The organism is Streptomyces sp. ADI95-16 (assembly GCF_003721495.1).
Taxonomy (GTDB): domain Bacteria; phylum Actinomycetota; class Actinomycetes; order Streptomycetales; family Streptomycetaceae; genus Streptomyces; species Streptomyces goshikiensis.
The window spans coordinates 109,357-121,931 of record NZ_CP033581.1; the positions used below are offsets into that span (position 1 = coordinate 109,357).

The window sequence follows — 12,575 nt, forward strand, 5'->3', positions numbered from 1 at the left end:
CGCGGTGCCCGGAGCCTCGAAGGCTCCGGGCACCGCCCGCTCCGTCAGGGATGCGGCAAGGTGTCGCGCGCGTCGGACCGATGGAGCGCAGACCCGCCTACGGGTTCAGCAACCGGCTTCGGTGGCGGCCCGGGCCTTCGCCTCGCGGCGGTCCCGGGCGTCGCGGACGGCCTTCCAGAGGAACACCGGGCCGAGCAGGGGCAGAGCGCCGAAGACGACGGCCGGGTGGTCGCCGCCCGCGGCGACGGCGACGGGCGGAGTCCGGAACCTCTTCGGCAACCCGTCCTCACCCACGGGCAACCGGTCCCGCCCCATCGCGTGGGGCGGGATCGCCGTATCCGGCCGACACCTCGTGCGCAACCCGATCACACGGGTTCGGGTCGGGCAGAGCCCGTGGATCCGGATGCGGCCGGACCGCCGAACCAACGGCTCGCGGCCCGCGCGAACTCTTCTCGATCAGGGTGCCGGTCCCCCGCCCAGGCGACCACCCCGTCGGGCCGCACCAGCACGGCACCCGACCCGAGGTCGTCCCTCGCCGCGCCGGCCGCGTACCGTATCCGGCCCTCCCAGCCAGCCGCCGAAGCGTGCAGGCGTCGGTCGATGCTGAAATCGAGCACCACCCCCCGTCCGTCCTCCATGAGTTCACCGAGGCGGGTGCCGTCCTCCAGACGGAATTCGGGGGCGCTGCGGCCGACCAGTGGATGCTCGCTGCCGAGGTCGTACCGGATCCACGATCCCGACAGCTTCCCGACCACGTAGGTCGCTCCGTCACGGGTCCCGATGAGATCGCGGACCACTGCCTGGATCGCCTGGGCGTGTGGGTCCGGCCGCATGGTCGCCACCTGGGCGCGCGTCCAGTCCAGCACCGCCGCACCGATCGGATGGCGCTCGTCGGCATAGGTGTCGAGGAGCCCGTCCGGCGCGTACCCGCGCACGGTCGCCGCGAGCTTCCACCCCAGGTTCACCGCGTCGCCGAGGCCGGTGTTCAGCCCCTGGCCCCCCAGGGGGGAGTGGATGTGGGCGGCGTCGCCCGCGAGCAGGACGCGCCCGCGCCGGTAGGCCGTCGTCTGCATCGCCCGATCGGTGAAGCTGGAGGCGATGTGGACCTCGCCGATGGTCACATCGGTGCCGGACACGCGGCGCAGCACCGCCTGGAGGTGGTCGCGGGTCAGCGGCCGCGAGCGATCGAACGCGCCGCCGTCGAAGTCCATCATGGCGACGTGCCCGTCGGCGGGCAACCTGATGTACATGCCCGTCGGCGTCAGGTGGAACCCGAGGCTCAGCTTCTCGGGATCGGCGAGGGTGACTTGCATGGTGTAGCCGGTGAACTGCGGCCCGGTGCCTATGAATTCGAAGTCCGCCAGCCTGCGCACCGTACTGCGGCCGCCGTCGCAGCCGACGAGCCAGCGCGCCTCGTACGCGTCCGCGCCGGCCCGGGCGACGACGCTCTCCCCGTTCTGGGAGACGGCCGAGACCGGGACGCCGCGCCTGACGTCCACGCCGAGCTTGGACGCCTGCTCGGACAGCACCGTCTCGACCGCTTCGAGGTCCGTCATCACGAATTCGAGCGCCGGGCTGGGAAGCCGGAACGGCAGGGCGGCGACATCGACCCGGGACCCGTCGAGCATGATGCCGGCGAAGTGGCCGACGAGCCGGGGGCTTGACGGCGCGCCCGCTTCGGGGGCAGCGCCGAACGCGTCTTGGGCGCCGGACGCCGTCAGCAGCGGTTCCAGCATTCCGCGCCGGTAGAACGCCTCGACCGAGGCGGCGGACAGCCCCCGCCTCCCGAGCGGGGCCGCCCGTAACGGGGAGCCGGGCCCCGACTCCTGTTCGAGCACCAGCACGGAACAGCCCGCGAGGCCGAGCTCGCAGGCGAGGGCCAGACCGACCGGACCGGCTCCCACGATCATTACGTCATGCACGAGAGATCCCCTCCTGGAAGTCCACGCCGGATGGGTACCGGCAGGACCTCTCGAACGGTGTCAGCTCCCACCGACACCTCACCGACAGCACCGACGAGCCACCGACAGATCTACTCCGGCAGGCGGTCGGTCGCGGCACGGGAACGGCTGCCGCGCTTCGCTCCCCCCGCCTCGGCGCCGGTTCCGGCTTCGGCTTCGGCTTCGGCCCACTGATCCGTCTGTTCCGTCAACCGTCGAAGCAGTGCCCGCAGGGTCGCGAGATCGGCCTGCGCAATACCTTCCCCCATCGCCCGGTGCGCGACCTCGGCGCGGGCGGTGATCGCCTCCAGGGCCCGTCGGCCGCTGGGGGTCAGGGCGAGCATGGAGGAGGTGCGGTGGTCGGGATTGTCCCGGAATTCCGCCAGGCCGTCGCGGACGAGCTCGTTGGCGATGCGCTGCACGCCCTGGCGGGCGGCTCCGAGCCGACGCGCGGCCCGCGCCACCGGGAGGGATTCCTCGCTCACCACGCTCATCAGCTGCCAGCGGGCCTGTGTCTGGCCTTCCGCCCCCGCCAGCGCCTCCCCCGCACGGCGCAGCGCACCCGCGGCCTCGAACACGTCGGCCACGAGAAGGGCCAGTTCCTCCGCCATGTGTGCCTCCTCCCTCGCATACATTCGACAACATGTTGTCACTATGTCACCATCATGTCATACCGAAGCGAACCTCATCGAGGAGCCCCCACCGGGGCATCAGGGAGACACCATGACCACCATCGACGCGATCGGTCAGCTGCGGGCCGCCTTGGAGCGCGGCGCCGCCGTCCGCCCCCGGGTTGGCGGCTTCCCCTACCTGGCCGAGAGCCTGCGCCAGGCCGGCGTGACCCGTTGCCGGATGGCCGTCCCGGCCAACGCGTTCCTCTACCTGACCGAGCACGGCGACGTCGTCGTGCAGGGCGAACCGCTGGTCACCGGCTTCGCAACGGCCCCGCCGTTCGACCGGGCGGCCCTGATCGAGGCCCTGCGCGCGGACCAGGCCGGGCGGACGACGTTCCCCGAGTTCGTCCGCGGCTGCTGGGACGCCGGCATCGCCTGGTACGACGTCGACACCACAGCGCGTACCTGCACCTACTACGGCACCGCCGGCGACTCCTACACCGAGGACTACCCTGCCGTCACCCTGCCCTGAGCCCCGGGCCGCCGGGCCCCGAGTCGGTAGACGGCGACGGCGGGCGGGCGGATGCAGAAGGCGTCGAACGGCTCGGCCTCAAGGGACACGAGGTCGTCGAGGGTGGTGAATCCGAGGGTGACGTGGGCCGTGCACCTTCCCGGGCCGATCTGGGCGGGGACGCATCCCTCGACCCAATCGCGGGTGCTCTGGCCGATGCCCTCGCCCGGGTCGGTGACGAACGCCGCGGCCGTGCCACCGGATTCGGTGAAGGGGGTGACGGCGGCGAGCAACGCGGCCTGGAAGCCGAGCACCTGCTCACTGGGCTGCACGAGAATGACGGCGACGTGAACCACGTCGACGATCGCTGACACGCCCCCCGGGCGCGATGGGCCCGGGGGGCGAGGGGCGGGTCCGGCCCCTGGCGGGTTGGTCGCCGGGGAGTTGTTGCCGGCGGTGGGGGGAGTTCCCCGGGGTGGGGGGTCAGCGGGCGCTGCCGAGGGTGCGGTCGGCGTCGGATCCCTTGAGCATCAGGGTGGTTTCCTCGATGCGCCGGAAGCGGCCGTCGGGGGCCATGTCGGCGAACACGTAGACCTCCATGCTCACGGCCGTGCCGTCCTTCTTGACGATGTGGCAGGTGTGCCGGTCGGCGTACTTGTCGCCGTCGTGGAGCTCTTCGTGGACCTCGATCTCGCCCGTGGCGACGAGCGTGCGCAGATGGGCGATGTGGTCGAGGAACTGGGAGCGGTCGGCCCACTCGCCGTCGGTGCGCTGGCGGTAGTCGGGGGTGAAGTGGCGGTCGGCGGCGTCGGTCAGGGTGAGCTCCTCGTTCAGGAGCAGGTCGGTGAGGGCGGCCTTGATGCCAGTGCGGGTCATGTGGGGTCCTTCGGGCGGGTTCGGGCTGACGGGGTGCTGTGCGGGCCGGGGCTCAGGAGCGGGGGGCGGCGAGGGTGTCGTCGAGCCAGTCGTAGATGCGGGCGTTGGCGTGGCGCGTGGCGCCGGGGTGGCAGTGGGCGCCGGCGCCTTCCTCGGCGGTGAAGAGCATGAGGGTCTTGGGGCAGGTGAGGTGTGCGTAGAGCTGCTCGGGCTGACCCTTGAAGAACTCGTCCTCCTCCGCGTCGCAGACGAGGGTGGGGCACTGGATCTTTTCGGCGATCCCGCCGGCGAGGGTGTAGTCGAGGTAGGAGGCGTTGAAGGCGCGGGGGGTGTCGACCCCCATGACGTACATGCCGTGGTTGAGCGCCCAGCGGGCGATCGGGTCCTGGGTCATGATCCGTTCGAGAGCACCGTCGAGTTCCGGGGCGGACTCCGCCCTCAGGAGGCGTTCGGCTTCCTGCCGGTCGCCGGGGATGTTGCGGACGGACGTCTCACCGAGGTCGTACAGGCCGTCGAGGGCTATCAGCGCGGCCAGCCGGTGCTCGAACGCCGCTGCCCGGGGGGCGAGCAATCCGCCCATGCTCAGGCCGAGCAGTGCGATGCGGCTGTTGTCGACCTCCGGGATCGACTCGGCGAAGTCGATCACCGGGGTGATGACGTTCTCCCAGTCAGGGCGGAAGACCAGGCCCTGGTGGTGGCGCGGTCCGGGCATTCCGGGACCGTCGAACACCAGCACGGTGTAGCCCCGCTCGACGCCGGCGAGCGCGCCGAAGAAGTGCATCTCCTCCGCGGTGCCGTCGAAGCCGTTGTGCATGATCAGCGTCGGCCGGGGGGTGCCCGAGTCGTCGGCCCGGTAGAGGTAGCCGGGGAGCGTGGTGTCCTCGTAGGGGATCCGGACCGGCTCGATGCGCGGGGTGGCGTAGAGGGCGGCGGCGGCCAGGAAGCACTCCACCGAGCGGTCGTAGGCGTGGTCGTGGCGCGGGTCGCAGTCCTTGCCGTGCAGGAAGAACTCCGCGGAACGGTAGTAGTTCGAAGCCCGGAGGAAGCCGTCGCGGGCGCTGACCCGGTGACCGGCCGCCAGAGCCTTCTCGGCCTCCGACGACACCCGGCCGGCGGTGGTGAACCACTCGGTGTACCAGCTGTCGTAGTCGCCCTCGGTGATCCGCGCGGCGGTGGAGACGACCTCGCCGAAGTCCGCGCCACCGTAGGCGATGTGGCTCATCGAGCGCAGGGTCTCGTACCAGAACTGGGTGTTGTTCGGGAACAGCAGCTGCTTCACAGCGGTCTCCTTCTACGGCCTTGCAAGCACACATTTGTGCTTGCTGGGTCGACTGTAGACCCTCATTCGCCCGGAAGCAAATATCCGTGCTTATGATGGAGGCGTGACTCAGAAACAACCTGCCCCGCGCATCCGCAGGAGCCCTGAACAGGTCCGCGAAGCCGTGCACCAAGCAGTCGTCGACCTCCTCTCGGACCCGGAGGGCGAGGACCTGAACATCCCCGCGATCGCGCAACGCGCCGGCGTCAACCACACCAGCGTCTACCGGCGCTGGGGCACCCTCGACACCCTGCTGGCCGACACGGTCACCACCCGCCTTGAGCGGGACTCGCCCCTGAAGGACACGGGCAGCCTGCGCGGTGACCTCACCGCCTGGGCCGAAGCCAGCGTCGCGAGCCTGCGCACGCCCGAGGGGCGCGCCCTCGTGCGCGCCGTCGTCCTGTCCATCCCGAGCAGCGCCCAGCCACCGGCCGAACGCGCCCGGCAATTCCAGCGCCGCATGCGCTCCATCGAGCAGATCCGCGAGCGGGCCACCGCCCGGGGCGAGGACCCGCCACCGCTGGAGCAGATCCTCGACCAGCTGGTCGCACCCTTCTACATCCGGACGATCTTCGGCATCGGCCTGCCGGACACCGGCTACCCGCAACTCCTCGTGGACAGACTCCTCGGCAGTGCGGGCGGGCCGGCCTCGGCCTCGGCCTGAGGAACGCGCTCCGGAACCGCCGCCTTGGCCAGGGCGGCGGGGACGCGGGCCGTCAGCCCCGACGGGAGCAGGCCCACCGCCACAGGGGCGGGGGCGGGCGGCCGCGGTCGTGACAGGGGCATCGGCCTGACCGGCACCGGCCCCGGCTCGCGTGCGCGCGCACGTCGAGAAGAATGCGGGCGACGTCGATACCGCGGGTGTCGCAGCGGCCCATCGCGGCCGCGACGGCCGGCCACGCCGGCAAGGCCGGGACCCCGTCGCGCACCAAGCCCGGGCAACGAGGCCTTCAGCGGGCCGACGCCCGGCAGATCGCCCGGGCGCACTCCGCGGAACTGACAGCGGGGACCGCCCCCGGCGGGGGCGCACCGTTCCGACTGGCGTTCTGAGTACGCGCCGGCCGACTCCCACGCGAAGACGGACGTCCGTGACATCTGCCCAGGCTCCCGTCGGGGTCCGCACGTGCATTCCCGGCTGCAGTTCCTTCGCGGGCACCCAGGCCTCCAGGACAGGAATCCGGAAGGGGTGGCCGTCGGTGGCGGTGAGTTCCACCGCTCGGGTGCGCTCGCCCTGCTTCTGGGTGAGCGTCAGCTGGACGAGATCCTTCGCTCCGGTGCCGGTGATCATGGCGGAGGCCGTCTGGACCGAGGTCTCTCCGGGCTTCGGGTCGGTGGCAAGCGCCTTGCCCAATCGAAGTCGCCGACCACGAGAGGAACGCCGTCGCGCGGGCCGGCGGCGACGCGGTCGTGGACGGCGTCTGCGTACGGCTGGGAGCCGCAGCCGCGGACCACGATCGCCGGGATGCCCGCGTCGACGACCCAGCCGGTCAGCTGCCGGCGCAGGGTCTACAGGTGCGGGTGAAGGCGGAGTTCATCGTCCCAAGCCAGGAAGGTACTTTCACGATCCGCCCCAACAGCCACCGCACCCGGGCGAAACGGCGAGGTCAGCCCCGGGCACGCAAGGCGTGCGAGAGCGCACTCATGCTGATGTCGATGACTGTGCGGAGCTGCTTCGCGCTCGCCCCGGTCTTGCTCATCACGGCCAGCGACTGATTGACCGCCGTCATGTGAACCGCGAAGTCGTCGGCATCGCCTTCGGCCATTTGCGCGGCGGTCAAGGCGTTCCGCAGCCGCGCCCGCTGAAGGTCCAGCGCTTCGATCGCGCGCGTGGCGATGGTGGGGCCGAGCGTCGGCGCCGCCATCGCGGTCTGGGCGATCAGGCATCCATCAGGTACGTCAGGGTCGGTGATGCGCTGCAGGGTGACCTCGAAGAACGCCCGTACCGCCTGGAGCGGTTCCTCGGACGTACATGAGAGCGCCTGGTCGTACCTGTTTCCGTACCGCGCGGCGTAGCGGTCCAGGCAGCGCAGGTAGAGCGAGTCTTTGTCGCCGAACGAGGAGTAGATGGAACTGCGGTTCAGTCCGGTCGTCCTGGAGAGGTCGTCGAGAGAGGTGTCGGCGTATCCGGCCCGCCAGAACTGGATCATCGCCGCGTCGAGCGCGATGCCCACGTCGAACTGCTTCTTCCCGGCCATCACGCATGCACCTCGTTCTTGTACCAGCCGTTGTGGCCCTGCCCATCCTATCTTGAACTGACCAGTTCAAGATGCAGTAGGCTTCAAACATGACCGACGACGCCATGGCCCCGAACCGCTCCTGCGACCAGAACCCGGTCCCCGGGTTGCCGCTGCACGACCTTGCGGGATTCACTCACCGCTGGGTCGACGCGGAAGGAATCCGGCTTCATGCCGTGGAGGGCGGCCGGACAGCCGGTCCCACCGTCGTCCTGCTCGCCGGATTCCCGCAGACCTGGTGGGCTTGGCGAAAGGCGATGCCAGGTCTTTCCGAGCGATTCCACGTGATCGCGATCGACCTGCCGGGTCAGGGCCACTCCGACCGACCTCAAGGGGGCTACGACACCCACACGGTCGCTTCGCGCATCCAGGCCGCGCTGACCGCGCTCAACGTGCCGAAGTACTGGCTCGTCGCCCACGACATCGGGGCCTGGGTTGCCTTCTCGCTGGCCCTGAAGTACGAAGAGCGCCTGCATGGTGTCGCTCTGCTTGACGCCGGCATTCCCGGAATCACCCTCCCGGACTCCATCCCGACGGACCCCGACCGGGCCTGGAAGACCTGGCACTTCGCCTTTCACTTGGTGCCCGAACTGCCCGAGACTCTGCTCACCGGCCGCGAGCGTGACTACGTCGAATGGTTCTTGAAGGTCAAAGCACTGTCCCCGGACACCTTCGACGGCGCCGAGATCGACCATTACGCCGCCGCCATCGCGGCCGAGGGAGGCCTTTCAGCGTCCCTCGCCTACTACCGCGACGCCGCGGAATCAGCGCGTAGGAATCATGACGCTCTCGAACGGGGGCACTTGACCATCCCGGTCCTGGGAATCTCCAGCTCCCATGGCTCGATCCCCGACATGGCCGCCTCCGTCAGTCCGTGGGCAGAGAACGCGACCGGCGTCGTCATCCCGCTAGCCGGACACTTCATTCCCGACGAGCAGCCCGACGCAACTGTGGACGTGTTGACCGCGTTCATCGATCACGAGGGTGTCGAGTAGTTCACGACGCGCCGGTCAGTCCAGCGACGTCGGCGAGATCAGCCAGCAGCCGTGCCCAGGCATGACCCACCACTCCTGCGCCGTCGGCGGAGAGATGAAGCCAGGGACGCAAACCGATACCCTTCCTGCACGTAGAAAGTGCCTTCCATCTGGACCGAAAGAACCCCTCGACAAGGTTCATCGTCGCAGACCAGAAGGCACTTTCGCGTTCCAGGCCACCAAAAACCGGCCTCACGTCAACTGAAACGGGTAGGTTAGACCACCGCCCTTAGAGCTCGTAACACGATCATGATTCGGGCTTGTTGAGGCGTCGCCAGCAGATAAGGCTGCAGGCAAGGGAGACGAACGCGTCGTGGAGCTCGGTGCGGCGTTCCCATCGGACGGCGATTCGTTTGAACTGGTGGAGCAGGGCGAAGGTCTGCTCCACGACGTAGCGGAGCTTGCCCATGCCCTTGATGTTCGGGGATCCCTTGCGGGAGATGACCGGCAGAATCCGGCGTTTGAGCAGCTCATCGCGGTTGGGGTTGGAGTCGTAGCCCTTGTCCCCGAGCAAAGCCTCGGGACGTCGGCGGGGCCGGCCTGGCCGGCCCGCCACCGGTGGGATGCCGTCGACCAGGGCGAGGGTCTGGGTGACGTCGTTGACGTTCGCCGCGGTCGTGATGACTTTGAGCGGGGTACCGCGTCCGTCGCAGATCAGATGGTGTTTGCTGCCTGTCTTCCGCCGGTCGACCGGCGACGGGCCGGTGTCGGCGCCCCCTTTTTCGCCCGGATGTGGGAGCCGTCCACGCAGGCCCTGGACCAGTCGAGGCGGCCGGCCGCGTTCAGTTCGGCGAGCAGGATTCGGTGCAGCTGGTCGAAGACCCCTGCCTGCTGCCAACGCTCCAGTCTCCGCCAGCAGGTCTGTCCGGACCCGAACCCCAGCTCAGGGGGCAGGAGTTGCCACGCGATGTCGTTGCAGAGGACGTACAGGATGCCTTGCAGGCACAGCCGGTCAGCTACCGGTCGCGGCCCTGGTGACTTCGTCGGCCAGGGTGGCAGCAGCGGCTCGATCAGTGCCCACAAGTCGTCGTCCACGATCCACGGCCGAGTACTCACACCACCACGAACGGCCGAATCGTCACACCGGTCACGGCTGACCAGAACATTCCATCAAGATCCTGTTACGAGCTCTTAGAGGTTGCGGGAGAGTCGGCAAATGGGGTCGCGACCGATGGCGCCTGCGGGGTGACGGATGAGGCGAGGAGATGTTCGTGCCTGTCTCATCCCAGGATGCCCGGCTATCGATGCTGAGTGCGCCCGCCAAGCGGGCCGTCACGGCAGCCTGAGACGGTAAGCCTGGCGGGGCAGCCGAGGCGCCAGGATTCTTGATGAGCCAGGGTGGCCACCGAAAGCGACGAATCGTTCTACCAGCCCCTGGTGGAACGGGTTCTTGCAGACGAAACGTTTCCAACGGGGCTTTTCTCGTCCGGCAGGACAACCGCCCAACCTCACAGACAGGCTGGAAAGACTCACCGAAGACACAAGGGTGGACAGGCTGTGTTCACGCGAATACAGTGAGTTCGGGGCCTGCGAGAGCAGAAAATGGGGCGGGGTGACACAAATGGCGGCTGCAATCTGCCTTGTCTAGGATTCGGCAGGCTTCCTTTCTGCGGGAAGTTACCCATAGGCCCGATGAGGTCTCGACTCATCCCGACGCAATCCCCTATCTCGGCATTCAGCGCTGCAAAGACTGCCGCCATCGATGCTGAATTCGACTCACCCAAGAGACAATCAAACCGAAGGAGAGGCGATCATGCCGTTATCGGCAGCTGATCTCGGAAAGCTAGGAAACACGCCCATCGCAATCCAGTCGACGTTCTTCCCGAATACCTACCTGCGCATGGACGGGACCGGTGTGACCTCCTTCACCGGCTCCGGCGGCGGGACGGTCAACTGCCAGTACGGCACCGGTCCCTGGACGGGATTCAAGGTCCGGCCGCAGGCAGATGGGTCGTACGCCTTCGAGTCGGCGGCCTTCCCGAACGTGTTCCTGCGCATGGACGGCACCGAAGTCCCTGCCACCATGGCTGGCGGAGGGCAGGCCAACTGTCAATACGGCGCCCACCCCTACGAGAAGTACCACCTTCGCGCCCAGGCGGATGGTTCGTTCTCCTTCGAGTCGGCGGCCTTCCCGGGTATTTACCTGCGCATGGTGACCGGCAGTGGGGTGACCACCGCCACCGGCCCCGGCGGAACGGTGAACTGTCAGGTGAACGCCAACGGTGGCGAGCACGAAAAGTTCTATCTCGACAGGGCCTAATGGCCGGGTCGTCCGGGAATTTCACTCCTGGTTCCTCGCGTGGTTTCTCGCGAAACCGTAAGTGACATGGGGTAGACCACCCCAGAAACACGAAAGCGCCTTCTCCACCGGGAAGCGGAGAAGGCGCTTTCTGCCAGATTCCTTTCCCCGCGGCCCTTCGCGCGGGCCGTGGAGGTGCTGGCCTTCTCGCCGGCAGCCTTGGGGCTGCGGGCCCGCTCGACGGACGCGCGCAGGGCCTCCTTGAGGTCCACGGCGCCGGTGGCCTTCGACGTGGTCGGCCTCCTCAACCGTCTCGCCGGCCTGCTTGGCCTGGACCAGGGCGGGGACCTTCTCTGATCGACCCGCCTCGCTTGCAGTCAGGTGGATGCCGTACCTACTGGTCGCCGCCGCAGTCCGCACACTTGGGCCTCCGCCTGATTCGTGAGAACCCTGCTCCGATCCCTGTGGAGATCGACCGTGAGGACGACGGAACCGCCGCCGGCAAGCTCCGCGACGAAGTCCTGCTCGGGCACCCAGCCCTGTGGATCCGCTGGCACGGAGCGCTGCGCGCCGAACTCCCGGCCGGCGTCGCCCGACTGCACCTGCCGTCCCGGTCGACCCGCTCCCCCATCCCGTACTCGCTGCGATGAGCTCCTCACTCGCCGAGGCGAGCACCCCATGGTGAGCGAGGCGATTGACAGGCTCGAACACGACATGAAAGAGCTACCCGACTTCTCTGTATTGCTTGAACCCCTTGGAGCGTGTCGCTCAGGTGCTCGCGTCGGCCGTGGCGACGGGCGACGGCTCGCCAGTCTTGAGGTGTGCGATGCCGGGCTCGACCCGGATACGGCGTGAGGAGTGGGCCTTGCGCTGACGTTCGTGAATCTCCGCGTCCCAGTCCAGTGGGTACTTCTTGAACTTACGGTAGGAGCGTCACGACGCCGCCGCCGGTCTGGGCCCCCACGCCCGGCACAGCCGTGAACCGGGCCGGCGCCCGCCACCCGGCTTCACCATGACTCCTCCGAGTACCGCCCTCCGCACCCCGCTACTCGGAGTCGGTTGCCCCGGGGGTTGCTTCGTCGGGCGCGATCGAAGCCTCAGCGCCGAGGACGGCACCACGACACCCAGCCTGCAAGGCATGCCCGTCACCGAAATCCCGCCCGATGACATCGGCACGCTCAGCCTCCGCTGTGTGGAGAGCCAGCCCCGACTCGTCGTCAGCAACGGGAAGACCCCCACGGACCGTGCCCCTCGATCACGTCCCGCCACGGCACACCGGTCCGCGTCCGGAACCTTATGCCGTCGATCAGCCGCCTCCTGGTCCAGGTCGGCGGCCGTCCAGGCTTCCTCCCCCTGGGCGACGGCGGCTCCGGCCGGGCCCCTGGAACGCCGCGGGATCGATCCGTGGGAGGGAGAGGTTCCGGCAACGTTCCAGGACGACCGCTGGCTCGCTTCTCTGCCTCAGGGCTGACGAACCAACGGCACCTCAAGCCACTTTCGACACACGCCCCTGGCCGTGTCTCTCGCAGGCGACGCCGTCGCCATTGCGGTCCAGGTGTCTTCCGAAGCCGGGGGCTCCGGTAGGAGACGCTTCCGCCTCCCCGGTGGTTGAACTGCCTCCGGGTGACGAGGCTCCCCTGACTGCCGGAACGCGGTCGGAGGTCCCCGTCTTGCCGTCGTCAGCCGTCGGGGGTCGTGGCGTGACGGTGGCCGTCGGCCGGGACCGCCTTCGCGTCGTCCGGCGTGATCTTCGGGCTGGCGAAACCGAATGACCGATGTCGTGAGAGAAGTCCGCGTCCTTCACCTCGC

16 protein-coding genes are annotated in these 12,575 nt (G+C 68.8%); 6 read left to right on the plus strand and 10 right to left on the minus strand.

Features of this window, described 5'->3' with window-relative positions; genetic code table 11:
• Window positions 1–105: 105 nt before the first annotated feature.
• The 3 genes from EES41_RS00595 to EES41_RS00605 form a co-directional block, all read right to left on the minus strand.
• A complete protein-coding gene (locus EES41_RS00595; RefSeq protein ID WP_164495669.1) occupies window positions 106–279 on the minus strand; it encodes a hypothetical protein in 174 nt (57 codons plus the stop codon).
• 86 nt (window positions 280–365) lie between these two features.
• Window positions 366–1,922: an FAD-dependent monooxygenase gene (locus tag EES41_RS00600; protein ID WP_123074669.1), complete on the minus strand. Its 1,557-nt coding sequence runs from the start codon at window positions 1,920–1,922 to the stop codon at window positions 366–368.
• A 110-nt stretch (window positions 1,923–2,032) separates the two neighbouring features.
• On the minus strand, window positions 2,033–2,551 hold the full coding sequence (locus EES41_RS00605; protein ID WP_123074671.1) for a MarR family winged helix-turn-helix transcriptional regulator: 519 nt from the start codon (window positions 2,549–2,551) through the stop codon (window positions 2,033–2,035).
• A gap of 112 nt (window positions 2,552–2,663) precedes the next feature.
• Between EES41_RS00605 and EES41_RS00610 the strand changes: the two genes are divergently transcribed.
• Window positions 2,664–3,086, plus strand: coding sequence for a DUF1398 family protein (locus tag EES41_RS00610; RefSeq protein WP_123074673.1), 423 nt, complete (start codon window positions 2,664–2,666; stop codon window positions 3,084–3,086).
• Here EES41_RS00610 and EES41_RS00615 read toward each other — a convergent pair.
• The 3 genes from EES41_RS00615 to EES41_RS00625 form a co-directional block, all read right to left on the minus strand.
• Window positions 3,062–3,397: a hypothetical protein gene (locus EES41_RS00615; RefSeq protein ID WP_164495670.1), complete on the minus strand. Its 336-nt coding sequence runs from the start codon at window positions 3,395–3,397 to the stop codon at window positions 3,062–3,064. The two genes, EES41_RS00610 and EES41_RS00615, sit on opposite strands and share 25 nt — an antisense overlap.
• Window positions 3,398–3,548: 151 nt before the next feature.
• Entirely contained in the window at window positions 3,549–3,941 is a 393-nt protein-coding gene (locus EES41_RS00620) for a nuclear transport factor 2 family protein (protein WP_123074677.1), read from the minus strand.
• 52 nt (window positions 3,942–3,993) lie between these two features.
• Window positions 3,994–5,220 (minus strand): S9 family peptidase, encoded by a 1,227-nt coding sequence (locus tag EES41_RS00625; protein WP_123074679.1) that lies wholly within the window; start codon window positions 5,218–5,220, stop codon window positions 3,994–3,996.
• A 103-nt stretch (window positions 5,221–5,323) separates the two neighbouring features.
• Here EES41_RS00625 and EES41_RS00630 point away from each other — a divergent pair, with 103 nt between their 5' ends.
• Window positions 5,324–5,923: a TetR-like C-terminal domain-containing protein gene (locus tag EES41_RS00630; RefSeq protein WP_123074681.1), complete on the plus strand. Its 600-nt coding sequence runs from the start codon at window positions 5,324–5,326 to the stop codon at window positions 5,921–5,923.
• A 940-nt stretch (window positions 5,924–6,863) separates the two neighbouring features.
• Here the strand turns inward: EES41_RS00630 and EES41_RS00640 are convergent.
• Window positions 6,864–7,454 (minus strand): TetR/AcrR family transcriptional regulator, encoded by a 591-nt coding sequence (locus EES41_RS00640; protein WP_174261637.1) that lies wholly within the window; start codon window positions 7,452–7,454, stop codon window positions 6,864–6,866.
• A gap of 89 nt (window positions 7,455–7,543) precedes the next feature.
• On the opposite strand from EES41_RS00640, the gene EES41_RS00645 reads away from it, so the two are divergent.
• Window positions 7,544–8,488 (plus strand): alpha/beta fold hydrolase, encoded by a 945-nt coding sequence (locus EES41_RS00645; RefSeq protein ID WP_123074687.1) that lies wholly within the window; start codon window positions 7,544–7,546, stop codon window positions 8,486–8,488.
• Between the two features lie 286 nt (window positions 8,489–8,774).
• On the opposite strand, the gene EES41_RS00650 is transcribed toward EES41_RS00645, so the two are convergent.
• A protein-coding gene (locus EES41_RS00650; RefSeq protein WP_254211240.1) for an IS5 family transposase occupies window positions 8,775–9,583 on the minus strand; the annotation gives its coding sequence in 2 pieces (ribosomal slippage) (window positions 8,775–9,263 and window positions 9,266–9,583; 807 coding nt in all).
• Between the two features lie 646 nt (window positions 9,584–10,229).
• On the opposite strand from EES41_RS00650, the gene EES41_RS00655 reads away from it, so the two are divergent.
• From EES41_RS00655 to EES41_RS00660, 3 genes are all read left to right on the plus strand, one after another.
• Window positions 10,230–10,787, plus strand: a complete 558-nt coding sequence (locus EES41_RS00655; RefSeq protein ID WP_250569200.1) for a hypothetical protein — start codon at window positions 10,230–10,232, stop codon at window positions 10,785–10,787.
• A gap of 174 nt (window positions 10,788–10,961) precedes the next feature.
• On the plus strand, window positions 10,962–11,123 hold the full coding sequence (locus tag EES41_RS41195) for a hypothetical protein (protein WP_164495671.1): 162 nt from the start codon (window positions 10,962–10,964) through the stop codon (window positions 11,121–11,123).
• Between the two features lie 107 nt (window positions 11,124–11,230).
• The gene (locus EES41_RS00660; protein ID WP_123074691.1) at window positions 11,231–11,416 is read left to right on the plus strand and encodes a hypothetical protein; all 186 of its coding nucleotides are present in this window, start codon (window positions 11,231–11,233) and stop codon (window positions 11,414–11,416) included.
• Window positions 11,417–11,983: 567 nt separating this feature from the next.
• On the opposite strand, the gene EES41_RS44065 is transcribed toward EES41_RS00660, so the two are convergent.
• On the minus strand, window positions 11,984–12,256 hold the full coding sequence (locus EES41_RS44065; protein WP_367995755.1) for a transposase: 273 nt from the start codon (window positions 12,254–12,256) through the stop codon (window positions 11,984–11,986).
• A complete protein-coding gene (locus EES41_RS00675) occupies window positions 12,253–12,570 on the minus strand; it encodes an excalibur calcium-binding domain-containing protein (protein ID WP_123074693.1) in 318 nt (105 codons plus the stop codon). The genes EES41_RS44065 and EES41_RS00675 overlap by 4 nt, the downstream gene beginning before the upstream one ends.
• Window positions 12,571–12,575: the final 5 nt, after the last annotated feature.

Coding starts and splice junctions, on each gene's coding strand:
- EES41_RS00605 (WP_123074671.1), bottom strand. CDS start 2,551: ATGGCGGAGGAACTGGCCCTTCTCGTGGCCGACGTGTTCGAGGCCGCG.
- EES41_RS00610 (WP_123074673.1), top strand. CDS start 2,664: ATGACCACCATCGACGCGATCGGTCAGCTGCGGGCCGCCTTGGAGCGC.
- EES41_RS00620 (WP_123074677.1), bottom strand. CDS start 3,941: ATGACCCGCACTGGCATCAAGGCCGCCCTCACCGACCTGCTCCTGAAC.
- EES41_RS00640 (WP_174261637.1), bottom strand. CDS start 7,454: ATGGCCGGGAAGAAGCAGTTCGACGTGGGCATCGCGCTCGACGCGGCG.
- EES41_RS00645 (WP_123074687.1), top strand. CDS start 7,544: ATGACCGACGACGCCATGGCCCCGAACCGCTCCTGCGACCAGAACCCG.
- EES41_RS00655 (WP_250569200.1), top strand. CDS start 10,230: ATGCTGAATTCGACTCACCCAAGAGACAATCAAACCGAAGGAGAGGCG.